The sequence below is a fragment of the Capnocytophaga canis genome (genome assembly GCF_000827555.1).
GTDB classification, from domain to species: Bacteria; Bacteroidota; Bacteroidia; order Flavobacteriales; family Flavobacteriaceae; genus Capnocytophaga; species Capnocytophaga canis.
In genome coordinates, this window is the sequence record NZ_CDOI01000158.1 from 1 (window position 1) to 25,995 (window position 25,995).

General features: G+C 37.3%; 18 protein-coding genes and 1 pseudogene. 9 read left to right on the top strand and 10 right to left on the bottom strand.

The window, feature by feature from the left end; all coding sequences use genetic code 11:
• A pseudogene (locus CCAND38_RS07570) lies at positions 1-5,737 on the bottom strand (hypothetical protein); the annotation flags it as partial.
• Positions 5,738-6,261: 524 nt separating this feature from the next.
• On the opposite strand from CCAND38_RS07570, the gene CCAND38_RS07575 reads away from it, so the two are divergent.
• Entirely contained in the window at positions 6,262-6,513 is a 252-nt protein-coding gene (locus tag CCAND38_RS07575; RefSeq protein WP_042344665.1) for a hypothetical protein, read from the top strand.
• Between the two features lie 246 nt (positions 6,514-6,759).
• Here CCAND38_RS07575 and asnS read toward each other — a convergent pair whose 3' ends face one another.
• The 5 genes from asnS to CCAND38_RS07600 all read right to left on the bottom strand — a co-directional run bounded on the left by asnS (position 6,760) and on the right by CCAND38_RS07600 (position 13,654).
• Entirely contained in the window at positions 6,760-8,190 is a 1,431-nt protein-coding gene (asnS, locus tag CCAND38_RS07580) for an asparagine--tRNA ligase (protein WP_042344666.1), read from the bottom strand.
• 136 nt (positions 8,191-8,326) lie between these two features.
• Positions 8,327-9,991 (bottom strand): DUF6909 family protein, encoded by a 1,665-nt coding sequence (locus CCAND38_RS07585; RefSeq protein ID WP_231550015.1) that lies wholly within the window; start codon positions 9,989-9,991, stop codon positions 8,327-8,329.
• 106 nt (positions 9,992-10,097) lie between these two features.
• Positions 10,098-11,078 (bottom strand): cation diffusion facilitator family transporter, encoded by a 981-nt coding sequence (locus CCAND38_RS07590; protein WP_042344667.1) that lies wholly within the window; start codon positions 11,076-11,078, stop codon positions 10,098-10,100.
• 27 nt (positions 11,079-11,105) lie between these two features.
• The gene (locus tag CCAND38_RS07595; protein WP_042344668.1) at positions 11,106-12,518 is read right to left on the bottom strand and encodes an alkaline phosphatase; all 1,413 of its coding nucleotides are present in this window, start codon (positions 12,516-12,518) and stop codon (positions 11,106-11,108) included.
• A 185-nt stretch (positions 12,519-12,703) separates the two neighbouring features.
• Positions 12,704-13,654: a Na/Pi cotransporter family protein gene (locus CCAND38_RS07600; protein ID WP_052458191.1), complete on the bottom strand. Its 951-nt coding sequence runs from the start codon at positions 13,652-13,654 to the stop codon at positions 12,704-12,706.
• 265 nt (positions 13,655-13,919) lie between these two features.
• Here CCAND38_RS07600 and CCAND38_RS07605 point away from each other — a divergent pair, with 265 nt between their 5' ends.
• From CCAND38_RS07605 to CCAND38_RS07640, 8 genes are all read left to right on the top strand, one after another.
• A complete protein-coding gene (locus CCAND38_RS07605; RefSeq protein WP_042344669.1) occupies positions 13,920-14,834 on the top strand; it encodes a dimethylarginine dimethylaminohydrolase family protein in 915 nt (304 codons plus the stop codon).
• Positions 14,835-15,228: 394 nt separating this feature from the next.
• Positions 15,229-16,161 (top strand): citrulline utilization hydrolase CtlX, encoded by a 933-nt coding sequence (gene ctlX, locus CCAND38_RS07610; RefSeq protein WP_042344670.1) that lies wholly within the window; start codon positions 15,229-15,231, stop codon positions 16,159-16,161.
• 16 nt (positions 16,162-16,177) lie between these two features.
• Positions 16,178-18,709 (top strand): O-antigen ligase family protein, encoded by a 2,532-nt coding sequence (locus CCAND38_RS07615; protein WP_042344672.1) that lies wholly within the window; start codon positions 16,178-16,180, stop codon positions 18,707-18,709.
• Between the two features lie 3 nt (positions 18,710-18,712).
• On the top strand, positions 18,713-19,276 hold the full coding sequence (gene pyrR / locus CCAND38_RS07620) for a bifunctional pyr operon transcriptional regulator/uracil phosphoribosyltransferase PyrR (RefSeq protein WP_042008486.1): 564 nt from the start codon (positions 18,713-18,715) through the stop codon (positions 19,274-19,276).
• Positions 19,277-19,284: 8 nt separating this feature from the next.
• Complete coding sequence (locus tag CCAND38_RS07625) at positions 19,285-20,214, top strand: aspartate carbamoyltransferase catalytic subunit (RefSeq protein ID WP_042008484.1); 930 nt, start codon at positions 19,285-19,287, stop codon at positions 20,212-20,214.
• Positions 20,215-20,217: 3 nt separating this feature from the next.
• Positions 20,218-20,532: a hypothetical protein gene (locus CCAND38_RS07630; protein ID WP_042008483.1), complete on the top strand. Its 315-nt coding sequence runs from the start codon at positions 20,218-20,220 to the stop codon at positions 20,530-20,532.
• Entirely contained in the window at positions 20,532-21,437 is a 906-nt protein-coding gene (locus CCAND38_RS07635; protein ID WP_042344673.1) for a ribonuclease Z, read from the top strand. The genes CCAND38_RS07630 and CCAND38_RS07635 overlap by 1 nt, the downstream gene beginning before the upstream one ends.
• Before the next feature lie 107 nt (positions 21,438-21,544).
• Positions 21,545-22,681 (top strand): serine hydrolase domain-containing protein, encoded by a 1,137-nt coding sequence (locus CCAND38_RS07640; protein ID WP_231550016.1) that lies wholly within the window; start codon positions 21,545-21,547, stop codon positions 22,679-22,681.
• Positions 22,682-22,699: 18 nt separating this feature from the next.
• Here the strand turns inward: CCAND38_RS07640 and pyrF are convergent, their stop codons facing one another.
• The 4 genes from pyrF to CCAND38_RS07660 form a co-directional block, all read right to left on the bottom strand.
• Positions 22,700-23,512 carry an orotidine-5'-phosphate decarboxylase gene (pyrF, locus tag CCAND38_RS07645; protein WP_042008480.1) on the bottom strand — a complete coding sequence of 271 codons (813 nt, stop codon included), beginning with the start codon at positions 23,510-23,512 and terminating at the stop codon, positions 22,700-22,702.
• 262 nt (positions 23,513-23,774) lie between these two features.
• On the bottom strand, positions 23,775-24,062 hold the full coding sequence (locus CCAND38_RS07650) for a hypothetical protein (protein ID WP_042344674.1): 288 nt from the start codon (positions 24,060-24,062) through the stop codon (positions 23,775-23,777).
• Positions 24,063-24,297: 235 nt separating this feature from the next.
• A complete protein-coding gene (locus tag CCAND38_RS07655; RefSeq protein WP_042344675.1) occupies positions 24,298-24,954 on the bottom strand; it encodes a PQLLE family protein in 657 nt (218 codons plus the stop codon).
• A 662-nt stretch (positions 24,955-25,616) separates the two neighbouring features.
• Positions 25,617-25,970, bottom strand: coding sequence for a VOC family protein (locus CCAND38_RS07660; protein WP_042344676.1), 354 nt, complete (start codon positions 25,968-25,970; stop codon positions 25,617-25,619).
• Between the last annotated feature and the right edge of the window lie 25 nt (positions 25,971-25,995).

Here is a 25,995-nt window from a genome sequence, read left to right on the forward strand (position 1 = left end):
GTGTAGTCGTACCACCCGATACTACCGTTCCTAAATCATCATCATCGGCTACAATGCCGTTTTGAACCGTGATCGTTACCGTAGCATCATCGCAGTTATTAGGGGTCGCTCCATTCTCACAAATTTTATATGTCAACGTATAAACTCCGCTCGGTACATTATTACCAACACTAACTTTACCATTCGTAGTATCTATGGTAATACCCGTTGGGGTAATGATTGGTGTAAGGGTCACCTCGCCCGTACCTGCACCTATAACCACAGGCGTACCATTAAGCTTATCGTTACTAATAACCGTTTGCGTAGTGGTACCTCCCGATACTACCGGTCCTAAATTATCATCTTCGGCGACTATGCCGTTTTCAACCGTGATCGTTACCGTAGCATCATCACAATTATCAGGGATCGCTCCATTCTCACAAATTTTATAGGTCAACGTATAAACTCCACTCGAAACATTCGTTCCTACCGTTACTTTTCCGTTAGTAGCATCTATCGTAATGCCCGTTGGGGTAGTAAGCGGAGTGAGCGTTACCTGACCTACTCCTGTGCCTATAACCACAGACGTACCATTAAGCTTATCGTTACTAATAACCGTTTGCGTAGTCGTGCCGCCCGATACTACTGTACCCAAATTATCATCATCAGCAATTATGGAGTTTTTAACCCTAATAGTTACCGTAGCTTCATCGCATAAAGAATGTACTACTTTTGAACAAATTTCGTAATTAAAGCTATAATTACCACTTGGCGTTCCCGAAGCTACACGAACTATTCCTGTAATAGGGTCTAAACTTATCCCTGATGGTAACGTTCCTATTGGAGTTAAGGTTACACTCACCGTTGAAGACAAAAATTCTCCATCATATTTGTCATTGTTTAGCACACTACCCGTATTGCCTCCCGCCGACACCTCAAAATCATCATTATCAGCATTGATGTTTTTAACCGTTATGCTTACCGTTGCCGTGTCGCAAGGTGTACCATTTACTTTTTCGCAAATGGTGTAAGTAAGCGTATATACACCTGATGGTACGTTATTAGCCACACTCACTTTACCATCGGTGGTACTGATGGTAATCCCCGTGTGCGGACTAACCACGTTCTTAATATCTACATTAGCCATAGTTGCCGAAGCCGTTCCTAACTTATCGTTATCTAAAATACTTCCCGTAGTGGTTGTATTCGCTTCTACAATACCAAAATCATCCTCTACTGCATCAATGGTACACGTAGTATTAACCACAAAAGAGGTCGACTTAGTACAAGTTCCGTTGGAAACCGTCATCGTATATGTAGTTCCAAAAGCAAAACTTGTAATGGTTGCTCCTGTATGGGTTACTCCTGAACCACTAAACGTATAGGTAAGCGTAGAGTCATAATTAGCAATGATTGCTGAACCACTATTTCCGCAAGTGGCATTTACTACATTTATGGTTGGGGTTGGCAAATCGTTTACGGTAACGGTATAAACATTCCCCGTAGTGGGTGTTGTTGGACAACCCGAAGCATTAGACACTGAAACCACACGTAGCACTTGGGTGGTGGTGGCAGCACTTACCGTATGCGTATAAACGCCACTTGTAGGTAAAGTGATGGTTGAAGCTACTCCATTTACTGTATAATGCACTTCTTCATTGGATACTCCTACGAAAGTGAATTTCACGTCCTCACCACATTGAACTGATGATAAAGTAGTTACTGTTGGAACAGAAGCTATCATTCCTTTAACTTCTACCTTTACAATATTCGTATACATAGGTACGTTACAAACATTTTCGACGGTTACCTCCACGAAGTAGTATTTTGCACCCATACTTGCCGTAGATGGCGTATAGGTTGATACCTCTCCTCTATTGAGGGTTTGAGCGTGTACTTGGGTAGCTCCTATCGTTCCGTTGTAGGTGCTTTCAAACCATTTGTAAATCATCTTACCTGCGGTTGGTGGTGAGGTTGAAGCCCCTAAAGCCGTTAACACCACCTGCTCACCCGAACAAACGGTATGTGACACGGGTTGTGTAACAATATTAGTTTGATTGAAATTCAAGGTGATGTTTCTCCACGATGAAGGGCAACCACCATCTTCCATACGATAGCGATACACTTCGGAAGTGGTAAGAGCATAATTATCAGGCAATTCTGATGAAGTTTCTACACCGCCTACCATACGAATTAGATAAACCTTTGGAGTCGAACGATGTCCGAAAATTTGTTGTAGCCTTGCTCTTACATCTTGTACTGTTACTCCGTTGGCACAGGTTTGATAGTTTAAATCCACCAAACGCGGGTCATCAGAGCCATCAGGCATTTTGTAAGTTGATTTTACATCAATTCTAGCACGTGCGATACTTGAACAATACCCTGCTCTATTTATTTTGTAATAGATGATTTTAACCTTTTCAGTTGAAAAATCTAATTGATTAACAGGTGTATTGCCTTGTGGGTCGCTGAAAAACTCAATCACGTCAGTGGTTCGTCCCGCATTATGGTTTTTTACAAATTCCGCCAAAGCGTTAAAATTTGTAGCCTCAAAAGTTACCCAATTGGTCAAATCTGCATCACAAACACTAAAATATCTGAAAGCATTCGGAAGGTCTACGGGTGTGATGTTTCGCTTAATCGTTAAAGTAGCGGTTTTGGTAGCCTCTAACCCACAGGCGTTGGAAATCGTATAAGTAAAGGTAAAGGTGCGACCTTCTAATACGGGTATCATACCGCTGTGCAATGCCATAAGCCCGTTTTGTGAAACTGGGTACGCTCCTGAAACTTCACGGATAACGCCGTTGGTATAGCCCGAAGTTATCGCCTCATTATGCACCACTGAAAACAAATTAGTACGTATGTCGTAAGAGGATTTTCCGTTGAGTTCAGAAGCACATAACTCCACATCGGTAGCGTTCGCCGTTAGCACGGGAGCTACTGCGGTACTGCCCGTTAACTGCACTTCATATTCCGCAGGAATACACAAAGTGAAAGAAGCGTCTTTCGGAGCTATTTTTAATTTGTATTTATTGGTAAAATCAGCGGGTTGCAGATTGCTTAACTGCAAAGTGGGTGAAGTGGACAGAATGGTGCTTGGGTCATCTTCACGGAACCACTGGTAGTTATAAGCCAACGACAAATCGGGTGCGGAAAGGGTAGCCCAAGTGCCTTGGCAGTACGCGGTGCGGTCGGTGGTAAGGACAAAAGGTGTCAGATTTTGGATTTCTACATCTTTGGTCTCTTGATTGCAGACATCTTCCACCGCAAATTTGTACGAAGCCGAAGGACTGGTTTCGGCTATGGTAAACTTCCCTGTCGCATTGGTGATAGGCGTAAAAGAAGTATCTAACACTCCTCCTACACTTCTGCTCAACACCTTGTAAGTGAAAGGAGGCGTTCCACCACTGGCAACCACCATAATTTCATACTGATTTGCTCCACAAGTAGCCCCTACAATATCTACCAAAACAGGCAACTCCGAAGGGGCTTCGTATTCGCCTATCACTTTCGGACACGCAGAGAGAAGCCCCACCGTGCCGGTGAGTTCCACCACCCGATAACGGGTATAGCGTTTATAGTTGTTATGATTTAAAACCTTGATTATATTTTGCTTTTTATCTGAAATAGCATCTCCATACGGATTGTCATTAGGGGCAACCATATTTACCCAACGGGCTTGTGCCTCATCATAGCCTTGCAACCAATAGGAGCGTTGGTAACTATCATTGACCGCATCGTAAAGTTCAATGCGTACTTTACACCCTGTTATCGTTGAAAAACGTACCTTAGGGTCGGGCGTTGGAGGTTGTATAGTTACTACCTTATCAACCACATCTTGCTGACATTCAAAATCGATTGCCGATAGGGTATATGTACCAAAAGGTAGGCTGTGAAGTACGCGTCTTCCATTGACTATTGTTGTCCATTGGTCATAATCGTACTCTTGGGGAACGGCAAATGTACCCGAAGTGCCTGGTGCTGGGGTAAAGCCCGTGATACGGATTTTCTGGGGAGCTCCTGCACCACTTCCTTGTACAAATCCGATACCATAACTTTCATTTTCACAATAATAGGTGCTGTAAAAATTACTGCCATTGGGCACACCTGCTGGGTTTTGCAAATCGGTTACGGTAATTTGCTTTTGAAGTTCAAAGCCACATTGGGCGTGTATGTAGGTAAACTTGTAATTTCCTAACAACAAATGCGGATACGACACCAAAGAAAATTCAGAACCCGCATCAGTAACATATTTGTAGTATTTTCCGCCAAAACGGTGATTTTTAATAAACCCTGTGGCGATGGGGTCAAACCCTGCGGGTGCCTCTTCCAACACTACATACACAGGAACGTGAAACCATTGTACCCGTCCGTAAAGCTCTCTTTTTCCACAAGTATTATACCTTTGGGTAAGACTTGCGTACTGGTTAAACTCTTCTTCTTTTGTTTTTACTTTCTCGGTAAGAGGGGCTAAATTGTGCACCCCACAAGCGGTAGTAACTTGGATGTTATGCACCCAATCGCCTCCTTCATACAGAATTTGCACTCCATCACCAAAGAAATTTTGCTTATTTGGTATGTTATGATCAAAATAGATATTTGCTTTATTATCGTCATACCACGCATAAGTGGTTAATTCGGTTCTATTATTAAAGGTGCGTGTCATTGCATACGACGCCCCGCTGGGAGAAGTCAGCGTATAAGACACCGTCATCGGATACGGAATGGCATCGGTATGCCAATGTTCCTTTGTAATTCTTATCCCCCATCGTAGCCTAACAAACCCTCGCCCACACTCGCCTGTGGATTTTATAGAAGACTCTCGAATAGGTCCTATTTCGAAAATTTTATTATCAATTTTAAAACTTACGGTACGCCCCTGCCCGCAAGCGTCTTTTACGTACATTGTGTAATTCCCCGCAGGTAGGTTTTCAAACACATTGCTGGCTTGTTCGGATCGGGTTACAGGACCATTCGTAATCTGAAAAGTAAACGGGAATGCCACTCCTTGGGTAATATTCACGATAGCTCGACCCGTGTTAGCCCCACAAAGCAAAGGTTGTGCCGTGATGGTGTACTCAATCCCTGGTGGGTTAGGCACTTTTAAATTGCTTACGCTTATGGTTTTTTCATAAAACGTAGTGGGATTGGTTTTCAACTCCGCCCGAACGACGTAGGAGCGACCTCCTTGCAAGGTTTGTAGGTCATTTCTGTCTGCGGTAGCGGTTTGAAAAGCGGTTTGCGTGGACAGTTTGTGATAAAAATTGTAATTGTCGTTGCTATCGCCCATCATTTGATAGTAAATTCCCCCCGAATTATCGCAATACTCATCGCGTACGCGGGTTTGCAAATGTACCTCCGTGGTTGGTTTTACCTCAAAAGTAACATCATCTACTACCTTGAAACTACAACCACCTGCAATGGCGTGTACTTCAAAAGTGGTATTCTGAGTAAGAACCCCCACAGGAATGGTAACCATAAATAGCGTAGTATCATAACTACCTGCAAACCACATTCCTGTGGTTTTGTTTATGGCAAAATAGGTTACACCGGTAGCCATACGCGAGTTATCCAAATAGATAACGGCATTACTACCCGATTCAATGGGTGAAAACACACTTGCCTTAGTCTGTTTAATCAGCCCATCAAAATACGCATCACAATCTCCCGAAGGCGTTGGTAAGGTCGTCGGAGGATTTCCCTGAGCCCATAGCATTGGGCTCACCAAAAAGAAAAATAGTTTGAATAATATTCGCATTGAGTTTAAAAATTAGTCTATAATTATTTATATGTGTGAAAATGGATAACTTGTCAATCAAATTTGTTGGAATATCATTGTTTTTTTATAAATGCGTACTTCATCTATCAAAAACTAACATAAAATTCCTTAACATAGTTTTAAGGGAACAAAAATACATTTTTTTTGAAAAATAATGCAATTTTTTAACTATGCTGAACAAAAAAAATAGAATGAAGTTGAAAAAAGACTATTTTGTTTCATCATATCACACAAATTACAGAAAATGACAGCCTCGAAAACCTCTGTATAAACAAAACACACGAACATCTTATGAGGCTCTAAATATGTAAGAAATAGCGAAGCGTTGCGTTTAACTTCTCAATTCATATCCGATTTTCCAATGGAACAGAAGGTAATCTGCAAGAAAATACTTTTACAAATTGAATATAACCAACCTCACATAATTTATCTTTCATTTATGTTCTTTTTAAAGCAATTTTTCTCTTTTTACATATCAAAATATAGTAAAAACCACCGATTTTATGCTTTTGTACCCTTACAAAAATGCAAACCTACCCGATTTTATACTCTTATCAGAGTACAATAGTGCAAAACCTGCCGATTTTATGCTTTTGTACCCTTACAAAAACACAAACCTACCCGATTTTATACTCTTATCAGAGTACAATAGTGCAAAACCTGCCGATTTTATGCTTTTGTACCCTTACAAAAACACAGATCTTTCCGATTTTATAGATTTGTATCCTTATAAGAAGATAAAATTCAAGATTTAAAAAGATAGGGAGAGCTCAGTAGGTGATAATAAAACTTCAAAACTTTTAATTTCGACAGACTATGCTCCATGCATTGGCAAATTATGCTAAAAATCAATTCTCACACACTCTTCTTTGGCGGACTTTGTCTCCAAGGTCATAAACTCTCTCTTGAAAATAGCGACAATTTAAAATGAGTTAACTATATAAGAAATTAAAAAAGCTGTCCTTTCAATTTTGGACAGCTTTATATTTCAAGGTATCAAATTAAAATTCAGCATTTTGTGGCGTTCGTGGAAAAGGAATCACATCACGAATATTGCTCATCCCCGTAGCGAAAAGTACCAATCGCTCAAACCCAAGTCCAAAGCCACTATGCACTGCTGAACCGAATTTACGCAAATCCAAGTACCACCAAAGATCTTTCTCTTCAATGCCTACCGATTTTATTTTTTCTATCAACACATCATAACGCTCCTCACGCTGTGAACCTCCAACAATCTCGCCTATACCCGGGAAAAGAATATCCATAGCACGAACCGTTTTACCATCTTCGTTAAGTCGCATATAAAATGCTTTTATCTTAGCTGGGTAATCGTACAAAATCACCGGACACTCAAAGTGCTTTTCGACCAAATAACGCTCATGCTCACTTTGTAAATCAGCACCCCATTCGTCAATGATATACTGGAATTTTTTCTTCTTGTTGTGATTTGAATTTTTGAGAATGTCAATCGCTTCGGTATAGCTCACTCGTTTGAAATTATTGTTAATTACAAACTCTAATTTTTCAATAAGGGACATCGTACTACGCTCATTTTGAGGCTTTGTTTTTTCCTCTTCCAAAAATCGAGTATTCAAAAACTCAATATCTTCGCGACAACGCTCCAAGGTATATTTCAACACATACTTGATGAAATCCTCCGCCAAATCCATGTTTCCGTCTAAGTCGAGAAATGCCACTTCGGGTTCAATCATCCAAAACTCTGCCAAGTGACGCGACGTATTTGAATTTTCGGCACGGAAAGTAGGCCCAAAAGTATAGATTTTACCTAATGCCATTGCAAATGTTTCACCCTCAAGCTGTCCTGATACGGTCAAATTGGTTTCTCTTCCAAAGAAATCTTTTTTGTAATCGACTTTACCTTCTTCCGTAAGAGGCGGATTTTTAGCATCCAACGTTGTTACGCGGAACATTTCTCCCGCTCCTTCAGCATCGCTTCCCGTAATGATAGGCGTATGTACATAGAAAAATCCATTACGTTGGAAATAATCGTGTATGGCAAAAGAAAGCACTGAACGCACACGCATGATCGCCCCGAAAACATTGGTACGTACACGCAAGTGAGCATGTTCACGCAAAAACTCAAAGGAGTGTTTCTTAGGTTGTATAGGATAGGTTTCAGGATTTGAATCGCCTAAAACAATCACATTAGAAGCTTGGACTTCAATAGATTGCCCTTTTCCTTGACTTTCTACTACACTTCCGTGAATCTCTACTGCAGCTCCCGTGGTTATGCGTTTTAAAAGTTCTTCACTCGTATTTTCGAAATCCACAACAACTTGTACATTTTCAATCGTTGAACCATCGTTCAAAGCGATAAACCGATTACTTCTGAAGGTACGAACCCATCCTTTTAGGGTTACATCTTGTGCAATTTTACCTTCACTGAGTAGTTTTTTAACACTGATATACATATAGTTATATTCTTATTCGTTTTTGTTCGTCAAAATAAGTCTGCAAATATAAAGATTTTAAATGCGATTTAAAAATTTTATGAAAAACACGTTTTTCAAATCTATGCTGCTTAAAAATAACCTATACTCGAAGTACTTATGATTCGAAAATCTGTTCTAAAATTTTCAAGGTAATAAGATAGGTGGGTTTCACTCCCATAGCTCCCAAACCTCCTGAAGCTAAAGTACTTCCTGTTTCCAACGGGTTGTCAGAAGCATAGTACGCATAACGCACTTTTACATCCTCACGAATACTTTTCCTAATTTTTGAAGCTGATTGAATTGCCTTTTGATAGTGAACCCCTTCCATTTCAAGTCCGATAACGTTCCAAGTGGAACGTAAAAAATAATTTAACACATCCTTATTTTGCAGAGATGTTCCTAAAACGGTAATCATAGACCCTTCAAACACACGAAGCCCATTACCCTCAAAATCAGCCTTTTTCAATTCATTTTTAAACGGATAATTATCCGCTGTTCCTTCAAAAATATGTGCCGTTGGAATCATCAAATCGCCTTTTTCTCCTTCCAAAATCCCTGCTTTCCCCATGATGGAAATAGAAGCTACATTCATGAAATGAACTTCTGTTTCGGTTTTGTAGGGCTTCAAAAGTTCGTCGATGGTTTCATAAGCCTGTTCTCCAAAAGCATAATCCATTACAAAAATCACTGGCTTTTCAGCTTCTACCACCGAATAAGAGGTATTTGAAAAATCAATCTTCGCTGTGTCGAATATCTGAACATCAATATTTGTTCCCGAGGAATCATCCAATGAAATCATTCCGTTTTTGTGAGCGTAATCATTCACTTTCTGGCGTAACTCTTCATTTTCTTTTTGGCTTAATAACTCAAAAATTTCCATCGGTTTTTTGCCTTTCATCTCGTTTTTTAAGGCTTTTGTAGCAAAAAGACTATTCATAACGCTATGTTTATTGGCACTGATAATGTGCAACGGACGATTTAACAAGCCTTGTGTATGAAGTATTTTCTTGATGGCATCTGCCCAAATTTCACTGTACAGATGATGTCCCAAGCGTTCGCGAAGCACCGAACTAAAGGTAATCACTCGCTTGTCATCGTGCAAAATTTCATCTATTGCCAATTTCCCTAACCAATATATGATGTGTATGAAACGCTCGGGGTGTGTTTCTGTTGAAAAATAGGTGTACGTTTCCAGTACCTCCTCAAAGGTACGACCTAAGATATTTCCGATATGGATCAATGTGACTTCTCGTTCGGCCTGTGAAAGTTTTTGTTTGTTCACCGATTGTGCCAATTTTTCCCAATCGCGTGTCAGTTTCCCATCATCCAACAACACATTTCGAGCAATTTTATGAGACTCCACAAATAAAAACGTCAAATGGGTTAAGGCATCATAAATATCCGACCGTCCACGGGTAATTTCAATATTCATCTGTTGGTCGTCAATGCGATAACAATTACGTCTTCGCTTCGGAGGAATAATTGACTGAAAATGAGACTTTCGATAACCTTCATCTGCAATAAGATTTATATACTTGCACTGTTCAATACCTTCAGGAAGCCGGTCTAAAACGTACGAAAGCCCTGCTAATTCAGATTTGTTTTCGGCAATAGAACCATAGATTTCAGGACGTAGTAACAGAAGTGCTTCACGCAATGCTTCCCCTGAAATTCCCATAGGCTTATAGAACCCACGAGAGAATAAATGCCTCATTGTAACGTACATACGCTCAATAGCTCGTTTTGACTCCTGAGCTCTGGTTCGTTCTTTTACTTTCATAATATAATATATTTCGTTTTCTTAAATATGTTTACTTTCTCCAATCCTCTCTGGCACCAAAATAGTGGACATAAAAAGCAAATGATTGAAAAATAAAAATTTAACTTCACAATCCCCGAAACCTATGCTTCTGCACCTGACGAATAGTTTCGCTGTTCCACTGAATGCTCTCCACAAAAGGCTTCTTTCGTAAAGGACAATCCAAATCGCATATTTCACAGGAAAAAGATTTACAATCATCCATATGGAAATTAAAATCAATGGTTCGTTCAGTATTTTTTAGTAATACCTGAATCACTTTTTCCATTTCCTGATGAGCCTCTCGAAGTGAATAGTAGTAGGGTAAGGTAATGTGTGCATCAATATGCAAGTGAGAGCCAAATTGTTGTACTTTCATATTGTGGATATCAATCCATTCGGAATGGCGATTTTCCTGAAGAACCTTCACAATTTCGGTAATGAGGTACTCATCTTGCTCGTCCATAATACCACTGAGTGCCTTTCTGATGATTCTGTATCCAACGATGATGATATATCCTCCAAAGACAAGAGCTACAATGGCATCCAACCATAGCAAATGAGTGAAATAAACTAATACTAAACTGGCTACCACTCCAAGAGTCGAAATAGTATCACTTTTCAAGTGTTGCCCAGAACTCATCAGTACCATCGAATTTTCTCGCTTTCCTTTTTGGTAGGAAATATGTCCCAGCACATAGTTAGCAACAGCCGTTGTCCCTACTATGAAAATCCCCCAATCCAGCTGATGCAAAGCTACTCCCATTATGAGAGAATGTACTGATTGTGCAATGATTAAAATCCCAGCAATTACGATAAGCGTCCCCTCAATTCCCGAAGTGATAAATTCGACCTTTCCATGTCCGTAGGGGTGGTCATCATCACGAGGCTTTGCTCCCAAATAAAGTGAATATAATCCCATAAAGGCTGAGATTATATTCACTATACTTTCCATTGCGTCTGAAAAAACGGCATCTGAATTGGTTAATTGCCAAGCAATCAACTTGCCAATAAACAAAACAACGCCAACGATGGCAATCCCTTTTTGGAAGGATAAACTATTAGACATTAGATGGTCGCGATAACTTTTCTTTTGTTAAAATTTATCTTCAACTTCAGCCACATCCAATAAAAACTTGTGCATATCGGTGTTTCGCATAAAAGGCCTTAGTTTTTCACTTCCAGGCCCAAACATTGCCAACTCCACAAAATCAGAGGAATGATCCATACTAATCCACCCAACAGAAGTATGTGCTTTTTGGATTTCAGAAAATAATTTATACGGCAAGTGGTTGTAGTTGTAAATACCATCCTCTTGCCCTGCTTGAGCGTAATAAGTTAACAACTCTCTGGCCTGGTCATCAGTAATAGACATCTTCCCACAGTTATTGTACACGCTTTCTTTGACTTTAGCTATGCCGTCAGTAGGCTTTATGTTCTGCAATATCCAATCATTTGAATGTTTAAAGTCTTGAATTCGGTCAAAATTACCATTACATTGTTTCCCGTAAATCAACCCTGGATTTGCATTTCCATGGTCGGATGTTAGCACTACTAACGTATTTCCGTCTTTTTTAGCAAAATCAATGGCAACTTTTACGGCATCGTCAAATGCCACTTGGTCGTAAATCAGTCCTCCAAGGTCATTTCCATGAGCTGCCCAATCTACTTTTCCTGCTTCAACTTGAATTACAAACCCTTGAGGATGATTCTTCATAACGTCAATAGCTTTGGCTGTCATCTCAGCGAGTGTTGGAATTTCAGCTTTAAGTACTTCATCCTGCATGTGGTCGACAGTGTATGGCAAAGCTACATCGGCAAAAACTCCAAAAAGAGGCTTTTTAAGTGATGCTTTTTGCATATCTGCTCGATTTCGAACCACCGTGTATCCTTTTTGTTGCAGTATTGCATACACATCCTTCCCATCTTCACGTAAAGAAGGATTGAACACTTTGTTTCCACCTCCCATCATGACATCAAATCCTAATTCCGTATACTTCAACGCAATACCTTCCATATCATTACGTCTTTCCGACCAAACAGAGAATCCTGCAGGTGTAGCATGAGTTATTGGTACGGTGGTTACACAGCCTACCTTTTTTCCAGCTTTTTTAAACTTTTGTAGAATAGGTAAGTTTTCCTTTCCATCAGGACTTATATTCAGACTTCCATTATTCACACGAACTCCCCCACCCCACGAGGAACTTGCTGCAGCTGAATCAGTTACAATAGAACTTGCTGAAGCCATATCCATTAAACCTCGTTGTACTAAATTGGTCTCATAAAGCCCCATCCAATTGGACGGACGATCAAACTTTCGCCTGATGTATATGTCTGCCATAACAAGTGTTCCTACACTCATACCATCACTTACCATGAAGATGATATTTTTAGCTTTCTTTCCTCTATTTTCCTCTAAAATGGTATTCGCACGTAGGTCAAAAGAGGAAGTTAACATTCCCCCCAATGTGGCTAATGCCCCTTGTTTAAAAAACGACCTTCTTTTCATACTTCTTATCTTTAAACATTAATCTACTTAATCTCTCTAACCAGAATTTAGTTTGGTCTCATATTCCCAAAAAGACACCTAACTATTGAAAAATATACATTGAAAATGTTGCGAAAGTTACGTATTTTATCAGTAAAAACAAACATAATGAACAAAAAGTTTTTTTACATATCTATTCTATTTACTCATTCATCCTGTTTTTCAGTTTTTTGATACCAACGATGTCGTTTCAACATTCGAATAGTTGGAGTTAGAAAAAATAAAAAAAACAACGATGTCAAACTATTACTAATAGTAAATGCTATAGCAACTTGCAATGATGGGTTTTGACTGAAAGAAGTAGCTATGCTTTCTAAAAGCCCAAAAAATGGAAAAATAATCAACACCCCGACAATATTGAATACCGAAGCAGAAAGTGCTACCAAACGAGAGATTGGCGACATCCGAAGGCTGATAAGCAGTGCCGTTGAGGTTGTTCCAATATTTGCTCCAATAACTATGGGGATAGCAGAATCAATGGTAATAGTTCCCTGTGAAAGCAACACAATCACTAACCCCACTACTACTGAACTTGATTGAATGATAACAGTAATAAGAATTCCGTATAAAATTCCTAATAGCGGATTCGAGGCTTTGGAAAGTACCTGAATGAGCATTGGGTCTTTTTTTATAGGTTCCATAGCCTCACCAATGTAAGCCAAAGAGAAAAAGATGAAGCCAAAGTAAAATATTGATTTCCCAACAACGGACACTTTAGCAGGAATCATACTAATTAACGTTCCCAAAACGATAAACAGAGGGCCTAAAAACGTAGATTCCAAAGAAACAATCCAAGCTGTAGAAGTTGTCCCCACGTTTGTTCCAAGTAACACTAAAATACTATCTGTAAAGGTAATTGCTCCAGCATTTACTAGTGAAACAGTTATGGACGAAACCAATGTACTTGATTGAATAACAGCTGTGAACATGCCTCCAAGCAAAAAACCTCCTAACGGAAATGCTGTAATTCGACGAATCCAACGAGAAAGACGCTCTGTTCCCAAATTCTCGATTTCTTTACTAAAACTATGCAATCCGTAAACAAATAAAGTAATAGAAGCTATGATGACAATAATCGTTTGAAAATTCTCCAACATTTTTGTACAAAATTAACTTAGCAAAACTACTAAGATTTTCCAATTCAACGAACATTTTTATCATAATTAACAGTACTTTCTTCGAGTTGTTCAACATGTGCATGTATACTGTTTAAAAAAGTTTTTTAATTATGAAAAAATTCCTATTTTTGCGGTACGGTATGCTTTATCTCTTATTTTTCACCTGCATACAACTGATTTTAACCATACTAAAATATACATTTGAAGTAAACAAACTCCTTTCGAGGCACTAAATAACGAACCTATGCTACAACTAAACATAAAAAACGAAACCAGTCGACTAAAAGCCGTAATTTTAGGAACAGCCCAAAGCAACGGTCCTACACCTACGTTAGAGGAGGCATACGACCCTAAATCAGCAGAACATATCAAAGCTGGAACCTATCCGATTGAAAAAGATATGGTAAGCGAAATGGAAGCGTTTAACGCTGTCCTTAAAAAGCACGGTGTTACTGTATACAGACCTGAGTTAATCAAGGACTATAACCAAATTTTTTCACGAGACATCGGTTTTGTCATTGAGGACATTTTCATCAAAGCAAATATTTTACCCGACCGCGAACGTGAACTTGATGCCATTCAATACGTGATTGACCAAATTGATCCTACCAAAGTGGTTCGTCCCCCAGAAGAGGTACATATTGAAGGAGGTGACGTAATGCCATGGAATGACCATATTTTCATTGGAACATACAAAGGAGAGGATTATAAAAACTACATTACCGCTCGTACAAATACACAAGGGGTAGAATTCATCAAAAACCTTTTCCCTAACAAAATTGTAAAGGAATTTGACCTCGTAAAGTCAAAAATTGAACCAAGAGATAATGCTCTGCATTTGGACTGTTGTTTTCAGCCTGTGGGCAAAAATAAAGGGATTATTTACAAAAGTGGTTTCCGCGAAGAAGCAGATTACATGTATTTGGTGGAGCTTTTTGGCAAGGAGAATTTATTCCATATTACGCGAGAGGAAATGTACCACATGTTTAGTAATATATTTTCGATTGCACCCGATGTGGTGGTTTCAGAACAAAAATTTACACGTTTAAACAACTGGCTGAAAGACCATGGATTCACCGTTGAAGAAATTCCATATTATGAAATTTCCAAACAGGAAGGTCTGTTGCGTTGCTCAACCTTGCCCCTTATTCGTGAATAAACCCAGGTTTTAAAAGATACCTTTGGGGCTTACTAAACATCTTTCTGTTTTACGTGAATCATAATCCTCATTACAAACCAATGTTGAATGAAAAGGATAAGCGAATCACTTTCGAGAAGATATCAGTAAACTCTCTTTCTGCCAATTATATTAAAAAAGGAAGTGAATTAAAAATCGTACTCTACGACATTTTTTTTACAATTTTCTAAAAAAACAATAAGTTACAACAGATGCAATAGGTGTTTTTTTAAGTGAGTGACAACCATAACAAATATATTACCTACGGATTTGGCTTTACAAATGTGGCTTAAAGGAGATGACCCATCGGTTAAGTAACTAATAAGTAACTAATTTTTTTTAAAACCATAATATTTTAGTATACAAAAAAAATACAATGAAGAAGCAAATAACCAACACAATACTAATGATTCGTCCAGTTCGTTTTCGCATGAATGAAGAGACGGCTATCAACAACTATTTTCAAGAAGAAATAGAACTAAAAAACGAAGAAATTAACAACAAGGCACAACAAGAATTTGATGCTTTTGTACAAAAATTAGAAAACATAGGAGTAAATGTTATCGTAGTAGACGACATTTACGAACAAAACACCCCTGATTCCGTTTTTCCAAATAATTGGATAAGCTTTCACCAGAATGGGAACATTGCTCTATATCCAATGTTTGCGGAAAACCGTCGTCGTGAACGTCGTGATGATGTATTGGATTTGCTTGAAGAAAAAGGATTTTCAATTGAGAATGTGTACGACTATACCGATGCGGAAAAAGAAGAATTGTTTTTAGAAGGCACAGGCTCAATGATTTTAGATAGAGCGAATGAGGTAGCTTATTGTGCATTATCGCCCCGTGCTGATGAAGAACTATTCATCGAATTTTGTGAAGACTTTGAATATACTCCTGTGATTTTCAAAGCATACCAAACTGTAAATGGCAAACGAGCACTGATTTACCACACTAATGTGATGATGGCTTTAGGAGAAACTTTTGCTGTAGTTTGTTTGGATGCCGTTGACGACAAATCGGAACGAAAAGCCTTAACAGAAAGTTTAAAACGTACGGGGAAAGAAATTATTAGCATTACAGAGGAACAAATGCATCGTTTCGCAGGAAATATGCTTCAAGTACAGGGTTCAGACCACACTTATCTGGTGATGAGCCAAGCTGCTTATGATTCATTAACTGAAAAACAAATAAAAAACATTGAAAAGCATTGTAAAATCTTGTATTCCAACTTGGAAACTATCGAAACCTGTGGCGGTGGAAGTGCAAGATGCATGATGGCAGAAGTTTTTTTACCAACGAACTAAAATACGAACGCAAACAATGAAAACAAAGAAACGCAACAAAACCGCGGCTATTTCAGGTTCATTTTCAAGTCATAAAAAAGGAAATGCTACTCTGAATCTCTTAACCAGCATTCTTTTGATAGCTTATGGATACGTAACTGTATTGACTCCCAATTGGATGGCTTTTGACTCGAATGCTCCCAAATTCTACACTTTTGCCATATTGAACTTAGTGGTTGCTATTTTGGTGTTCTCAATTAAAGATTTCAGAGAGAAAAATAAAGTCCTTTTTGGTTTTTTCACCAATAAAATTGGAATTGCATACACCACCATCATCTTTTTTGCTTTGCTTTCATTTGCAAAAGTAATTAATGTTGAAGAGGCTGTTTTACATTTTTTCAAAGTCTTCACCGCATTTTCGGCAGCTTGGATGGTATCCGCTTTAGTGATTTATAATCCGAAAAGCATTACGGTTTTAGCCGTTTCAATGACCGCTTTATTGCTTTACGATTCGTTAGAAACATTTCGTGGGGTGTCAAAAATCATTAAGGGAACAGGCTCAGATATCGACATAAAGTCCTCCTATTCAAACAAAAACATTTTAGCTTCAGCAATGTTTATTAAAATTCCGTTTGCAATTTGGTTGTTCTTCTTCAAAAAGGATAAACTTCGCATTATTGGAGGTATCGGAACCCTTGTGGGAACTCTTGCTATATTTTTCATGAGTGCACGTGCTTTCTACTTAGCTACATTCATCATCATGTTTGTACTCATTGGATATGGTATATTAAATTATTTCATTCTAAAAAATAAAAAAACTGCTGTTAGCGTTGGTGGACATACGCTATTTGTGTTAATCGCCTTTGGAATATTTTCCTTTGTGCAAGGAGTGATGTATCCAAAAGCTATTAAGGAAAGTACAAGTTTCACGGCTCGTTTGGCTACAATTGCAGATCAAGAGAACACAAGTAATAACCTTCGGAAAACAGCTTGGACAACAACCCTTACAGAGATGATTCCAAATGACCCTCTGTTGGGAGTAGGAATCGGGAACTGGAAGGTTCGCTATTTGGAATACGAAAACTCGTACAGCCCTCATTACATATATATGTACAAGGCTCACAACGACTTTCTTGAATTAACCTCAGAAGCTGGTATCTTTGCTGGGTTAGCTTTCTTGTCAATATTTTTATTGATAGCGTATTATTTCTTACGTGCTACTTACAAAAATAAAAATTCAGAATTAGAAAAATGGTTATTTTTACCTTTATTCGGACTTTTCGCCTACTCCTTCGATGCATTTTTTAACTTTCCCCAAGACAGACCTGAAATTCAGTCTCTATTTGCAATTTATGTTGGATTAGCTGTTGGATTATTGGTCGTTCATTTGAGTAAAAACAATCAAATTGAAGAAAGTGTAATAGCTGAAGAAAACACTGATAAAAAATCCGTTAAAGCAAATTCAGGAGCCATTATTGGAATGATAGCTATCGTTACTATCGTGGTAAATTTAGCAAACGTAGTAGTACAAAAAATGTACTTCGATTCATCAAAAATTCAGCGGATGGTCAAAGAAGAGCAACAAGGAGTTCGAAAAACAAAATCTACATCGGATTTTTTAATTCAAAACTATCCTAAAATCCCAAATTTGACAGCCGTTGCTGAACCAGTAGATGTGGAAAAAGCTCGTTATCTCATTGACGAAAAGAAATTTGACGAGGCTCGTAAAGTTTTACAATCCATTGAATATAATCCTTGGGACGGACGTGCTGACTACTTTACAGCTGTATCCTACTTCATGGAAGAAAACAAAAAGTACGACAGTATTTACAAATATGCTATCTGGGCAAAAGTAGCAAAACCCAATTTCTTCGGAAATGTAAATCTGGCAACTTATGGTTTGAATGGTATGGGGCGAGAAAATGAATCTATCGAGCTATGGAAAGATTTTCTGGAATTGAGTCCACCAGACACAACTTCAACAAAAAAACCTAAAAAATGGAAAAAAATACTAAAAGAAAGGTTTCATGTTGATGTGGACAGAGACGGAAGAAACGCTAAGCGTCAAGAAGCAAGTGCATGGAATGCTCTGGCCTATCTATTAGAAAAGAATGGCATGGTAGAAGAAGCAAAAGCAGTTTTGGATACAGCGATAAAATATGTGCCAAACGACAAAACTGTGGTTGATAATCAGATGAAAATCACATCTCGACTCCAAATGGAACAGTATTTACCCATCTATGGAAAGGCTTTACAATTACAACAACAACGAGACTACGTGGAGGCAGTTAAGCTACTATCTCAATTCTTAGAAAAAGTTCCAGCTCATGTTGATGCTTTAGGACAAAGAGCCATCTGTTATTATAACCTACAGCAATATCAAAACGCTATCAAAGATATCGTTCGGATGGAAGAATTGGGAGCTACTCCAAGTCCTGCCATGGATAATTATTATGCATCTTGTTACTACATGATTGGGGATCGTGCCAAAGCCAAAACACTTTTTGAAAGAGCCGTTCAGAAAGGAAATGCGGACGCGGTGAATAACCTAAACAAACTAAAATTCTAACGTATGAACCAAAAAGATACACATAAGAAGGAAATAGTATCTTCCTCTGAAATGAACGTAATTCTTAATCGACTGGCATGTCAACTTATAGAGCGACACGGCGATTTTTCAAATACAGCCTTAATCGGTATTCAACCTCGAGGAACATTTTTAGCCAAACGTTTAGTAACATTACTCAGCGAAAAATACAACATCAAAAACGTCCCTTTAGGATTGTTGGACATCACTTTTTTTCGTGACGATTTCAGAAGAAATAACAAACCATTAGAGGCAAATTCTACAGATATTAATTTCATTGTTGAGGATAAAAAAGTAGTATTTGTAGACGATGTACTTTACACTGGACGTAGCATCCGTTCGGCTCTGACAGCCATACAATCATTTGGCCGTCCATCAGAAATTGAACTTTTAGTATTCATCGACCGACGTTTTAGCAGACATCTGCCCATCCAACCCAACTACAAAGGGAGGCAAGTCGATGCCATCAATCAAGAGCGTGTGATAGTACACTGGAAGGAAAAAGACGGTGAAGATACCGTTTACATCATCAATAAAGACAAAATATAACATTCATCATGAGCGAATTAAGTGTAAATCACCTATTAGGAATAAAATACATCACCGAAAAGGATATCCAACTTATTTTTGAAACCGCTGACCATTTTAAAGAGGTTATTAACCGACCTATAAAAAAAGTACCATCATTACGGGATATTACTATTGCCAATTTATTTTTTGAAAACAGCACTCGAACTAAATTATCGTTTGAGTTAGCAGAAAAACGATTATCGGCGGATGTAATTAACTTTTCAGCATCACAATCGTCTGTAGCTAAAGGAGAAACTCTGATTGACACGGTAAATAACATTTTGGCAATGAAGGTAGACATGGTCGTGATGCGACATCCGAACCCTGGCGCATGTGTTTTTCTATCCAAACACGTAAATGCTTCCATCGTTAACGCGGGTGACGGAGCTCACGAACATCCTACACAAGCCTTGTTGGACTCCTATTCCATCCGCGAAAAGTTAGGTGACCTCGCAGGTAAAAAAGTAGTAATTGTGGGCGATATTCTACATTCACGTGTGGCTCTTTCCAACATATTTGCATTGCAATTGCAGGGAGCTCAAGTAAAAGTATGTGGCCCTAAGACATTAATTCCTAAATACATTCACACACTTGGTGTAGAAGTAGAACACAACCTAATCAAAGCTTTAGAATGGTGTGACGTTGCCAATATGCTACGTATTCAAAATGAGCGTTTGGATATCAGCTATTTCCCCACCACCCGTGAGTATGCACAACAATACGGTGTAACCAAATCTATTTTAGACAATCTACCAAAAGAAATCGTAATTATGCACCCCGGCCCTATCAATCGAGGGGTAGAAATCACCAGTGAAGTAGCTGACTCTAAACAATCCATAATCTTAGATCAAGTCGAAAATGGAGTTGCTATCCGCATGGCTGTGATTTATTTATTAGCCTCAAAAATAAATAGATAAAAGATGAGTACAAAAATCATAACAATAAAAAAATCAGAATTATCAGACTTTGTCAATACATTTAAAGATAAAGAAGAGTTGAAGTCTACGCATATTATCTTAGATTTATCAGAGATTAAGGATTTAGAAACCAAGGACTTAATTCCGTTTGTAGAAATTTCAAAATATCACACTAAGAAAAACAAAAAAAGCTTAGTCATTGTTAGTGAAGAGATTACATACGGAAATATCCCTAATGAAATCAATTTGACTCCTACCATTCAGGAAGCAAAAGATGTAATTGAAATTGAGGACATTCAACGTGATTTAGGATTTTAATGGAACTGACGATTTTAGGTTGCCATAGTGCCACTCCACGCCCGAACGCACGTCCTTCATCGCAGGTTTTGGAACTGCGAGGGCATCTATTTCTCATTGATTGTGGTGAAGGTTCACAAATGGCTCTACGAAATGCAAATGTTAAATTTTCAAGAATTAAGCACATATTTATCTCGCACCTACATGGCGACCATTTCTATGGGCTACCAGGTTTAATTTCCACTTTCCAACTTTTAGGAAGAGAAACAGAATTGCATATTTACGGCCCAAAAGGTATCAAAGAAGCTATATTGTTGCTACTCAAACTGGGAAATGCATGGACTGCTTTCCCTTTGATTTTTCACGAATTAACTTCCGAAGAGTCCGAAATATTATTAGACGACGAAAAGGTAAGTGTCCAAACTATTCCACTAAAACATCGAGTTTATACCAATGGTTTCATTTTCCGAGAGAAAATAGGTGATCGCCAACTAAATTTAGATGCAATCTACAACTATGGCATTGAAACATGTGATTATCAAAACATTAAAAACGGGAAAAACATCACCTTACCCCATGGCGAAGTAATAGCAAATGAGCTACTCAGCTTTGACCCGATTGAACCTCAGAGCTATGCCTATTGTAGTGATACAATTTATTTTGAAGAATTAGCATCTGAAATTAAAGGTGTTAGAACAATCTATCACGAATCCACATTTTTACAACAACATACGGAACTAGCAGAAAAAACAATGCATTCAACAGCTCTCCAAGCGGCATTGACTGCTAAAAATGCAGGAGCTGAGGTTCTTATTATAGGACATTATTCATCAAGATATTCCGACAAAAATCTTTTTCTAAAAGAAGCCCAAACGGTTTTTAAAAATACCCTACTATCCGAAGACGGAAAACGAATAAAGTTTTGAAACAACCATTATTTGTTTACAATAAAACAAATACGTCATTTAAAACTCTTCCATTCGAAAGAGAAAAACTATAAGTCGGAAAAATATTTATTACGGATAAAAAAATAATGATACAAACACAAATGAAATTGATATTTTTCATATATTTTCTATCAATCCCTTGGGTTTTCCCTCAGAATGACTCAATAAAACGTGAAAAAATTGCGAAAGTACGTTCATTTGCCGATGGAAAAAAAGAAGCCGAAAAGATTATCCTTTCGTTAATTCACAAAGGTACCGTACCTGGTGTTGCAATTACCATCACTAAAAAAAATAAAATACTTTGGCAACAAGGATATGGCTTTGCTGATTTACAACATAAAACTCCCGTATCACCACAAAAAACACTATTCCGAATAGCCAGTGTGTCAAAGCCTATGTCAGCAACCACCTTGGCTAAATTACAGGAAAAAAAGAAGTTCGACTGGAACAAATCAATTTACACCTATCTTCCCAACTATCCCAAGAAAAAACATGACTTCACCATCAAGCAATTGGGTGGACATCTCGCAGGAATTCGTTCCTACAAAGGAAGAGAACCGTTTAGCAACAAACCAATGACCATTGAACAGGGAATCAACATGTTTAAAAATGAATCCTTATTATCTGTTCCCGGAACACAATACTTATACAGTAGTTTCAACTGGAATTTAATTTCCTTAGCGATGCAAAAATATCTAAAAAAGAGCTTTGAAAATATTGTTTCCGATGAACTTTTAAAACCTTTACAGATGAAAAACACCCTTCCTGACAAAGGAAAAATCATCAAAAATCAAGCTATTCCTTACTCAAACAAAAATAAAGGTAAAGGTTTTGTACGTTCGCCCGATGTAAATAATTTCTATAAATTAGCTGGTGGAGGCTATCTGTCCACCTCAGAAGATGTTGCTAAATTTGGAAATGCCGTATTGTCTGACGGGTTCATCTCTCAAAAAATAAAAGAAGAAATGCTAATGCCTCAGCAAACCTCTGCCGGAAGTTCAACAGGTTGTGGCATTGGTTGGCAATCTACCAAGGATTGGGCTGGACGCACCTACTACGGACACTCTGGAAATGGCATCGGTGGTTATGCTTGGTTTTTTGTATATCCTGAAGAGCAGGTAGTTGTTGTAATGCTTTTTAACATGACCAATCCAAAAATAAGTCAACAACTTCGAGATATCATTGACTTTATTTTGGCTGGAAGTAAGTTTATTTATATGTAAAAGTTAACTAAATTGTGCTTATCGCACCCATTTTTCCATTTGTTGTTGTAATTTTTGGGCTTCTTCACGGGCTTTTTCCGCAAAATCAGTGCCGTTGGAGGCATAAATGATTCCTCTTGAAGAGTTTATCAGCAAACCATTATCTGCATTGAGTCCATACTCACAAACCTCGTCCAAACTACCGCCTTGAGCTCCTACACCGGGAACCAACAAAAAGTGATTCGGCACAATCTTACGAATTTCTTTCAGATATTCGGCTTTGGTAGCTCCTACTACGTACATCAAATTCTGACTATTTTCCCACGTTAAAGAAGTCTGCAACACTTTTTTATAAAGCTCCTCATTATTTACCATTTGTGTCTGAAAATCAAAAGCTCCCGCATTGGAAGTCAAAGCTAAAAGTATGGTAATTTTATCTTCAAAAGCTAAAAAGGGCTCTACCGAATCCTTTCCCATATATGGAGCTACCGTAACGCTATCGAACTGCAAATCATTGAAAAAAGCCTTAGCATACATTGCTGACGTATTACCAATATCACCACGTTTCGCATCGGCAATGGTAAATATATCAGAGTGATTTTCATTGATATATGCAATAGTTTTTGCCAATGATTGCCAACCTTTCACCCCATAAGCCTCATAAAATGCCGTATTGGGTTTGTAAGCCACCGCGAAAGAGTGTGTCGCATCGATAATGGCTTTATTGAACTCAAAAATAGGGTCTTCGGTTTGTAACAAATGTGAAGGAACTTTTGTCAAATCCACATCAAGTCCTACACATAAGAATGATTTCTTTTTCCGTATTTGATTTATTAGTTTTTGTAGTGTCATATACTGATACTTTTTATTTTTATGGTGTTATAATGCTGTAATTAAGATGATTTCTTCTTTAAAACAGAAAAAATTTTGCCTTTTAAGCTTCCAAAGATAGGTCTTTTTAGGTAGTTTTTTATACTTTTTTAAACAATTTCATTTTTTGTATATCTATTCTGACAAATTACATTTATCATCATATGATTTCATCTTGATATAAACTTTAAGTTGCTATATTTTAACTTCTTATCAATCAAATAATTCAAAAAACACAACACTCTCAAGAAAAATATATCCAACAAAGTAACAAAAGGAATAATACTATACAGATACCATAGATTAAAATATTTTGTTTTATCCGTTCTTTTTTTAATTTACTTCTGATAGCCAATTTTATATACTCTAATTCCTCTTCGGATATTTCTTTCTCTTCAGATATTTTACCATTTACTTCTGACTTCCACCGATTGTTAGTCATTTTATCTTTTTTGGCACGATATTTCTCACGCAAAGCATTGTTTGCATTTGTTCTTTTTATCATATCCAATACGTGTCCGCCAAAACTCATAATTGTACTTTGTTTTCCAATTGATTGCGTTAAAATAAATGATAGTTAATTAGTTAAAAGCTTGAACTTTTGTATTTACTTTGATGATATTCCTTGATTTTACTCAAAAAAATGCAATTTGATACAAGAAATAATCTATATTATGAAAAATAATACTTTTTTTGAGCGTCAGATAGAGCCAAGCTAAAGTCTATTTGTATTTAAACTTTGACTTGGATTAGTTTGATAGAAACTATTATCGTATTGCTCGTCCAAACATTTGTAAAAACTGAGGCTCATCGGCAAGAGCGTATTTTGCATAACTATAAAGTTCACGTGTCCATTTATCGAGAGCTTCAAAGGCTTTATTTTTGTCTTTAGTAGCTTGTTCGCTTTCATTTTTTTCCTGAGAATAAATGGCGTACAAATCTTTGGTCTGTGCGATTTCCGATTGTTTTTCAGTGATTATCTGTTGGGTGATTTTTACCCTTTCTAATGGAGTGCGTAGGGTTTCTTGCTCGGCTAAATTCTTGTAAAACAAGGTCATTTCTTCCAAAAGTGCGACGATAGACTTTGAAGGACTTCCCTTTAATGCTAATCTTACTTTTGCTTCTTCATTATTTTTAAAAATGAGCTTTGCTTTGTTGCGATGTTCGCGATAGGATTTAGAGGTTTCATCCATTTTTTGTTTGAAATTCAGATACGCAACACGTTCTTCTTCGGTTTCTTTTTTGTTAGAACCATACTGAGCTTGAGCCTTTTCGTAAAGTGCCTTTCCTTTAGCAATTTCCGATTCAGAATAGCCATAATCGTCTAATTTATCGGCAATTTTGCTATTATTTTCCAATGTTTCAAAAAGAACTTTAGCATTTTGAAGCATTTCTTCGTTTGTAAAATAGATTTTGGAAGCCATAATTTTATATTTTTTATAGTTAAATAATTGTATTTTTAATTTTTTATCAAGGATTTTTATTTTATCAAGTCACTTTTTTATTTTCCGTACTTACTTTTTAATTTTCTACTAAAATAAGTATTCATTCCGTACTTTCTTTTGTATTTTCCTCTGTAACTTTTGTATTTTCCGCTTTTACTTATTTATTTTTTACACTGACTTATTCTTTTTCCGCTATTGCTTTTATGTATTTTATAATGACTTTTAATTATTTCTAATTTACTACTTAGATTTTGTTACTTTTCCTTTTAACTTTATACTTTATCCTTTTAACTTTTAACTTGTGACTTGGATTTTGTTACTTTATTCTTTTAACTTTACACTTTATCCTTACCTCTTGTAATTTATCAGTTACTTTTGCTGTCAAAGTTAGATATTTAAGATTTATTTTCCTAATTTTTGGAAAAGATTTTTTATGGATTTTTAATTGACTATGAGAATTTTAAGAAGATGTTAGAATTTTTGCTTTTATTGAAAAAAGTATGAAATAGAAAAAATAAATAATTTTTGTGATAATAAATGAAGTTAGAGAAAAAAGTCTGTGTACTAAAGCCTTATGGTTAATGAGTTCTAACTACTTTAATCCTAATACTGAAAAGGTTTACTATTTTTCTATATCATTATTACTTTTTATCTTCAAAGAATTCAAACCAATTGCCGTCGGGGTCTTCAAAGGTAAGTAGTTTTCCGTAAGTTTCATATCGGATAGTACCAATAAAACGAATATTTTGGCTTTTTAGAGTTTCGTAAAGATTTTCCATATCGTCCACTTCAAACATAATCCTTGTTTTTTGCGGTTTGACTTTTCCTTTCTCGGCAGGACGTTTGAGAATGGCAAAAGAAGTCGCCCCTAAGTCAAATTCTACCCAATCTTCCTGCTGAAATTTCAGTACAAATCCCAATTGCTGAAAGAAGGCTTTAGAAACTTCCAAATCGCTCACATATACCCAACAGGCGTAGATTTTTTTGATGGTCATAATGATTAAAATATACTAAAAATAT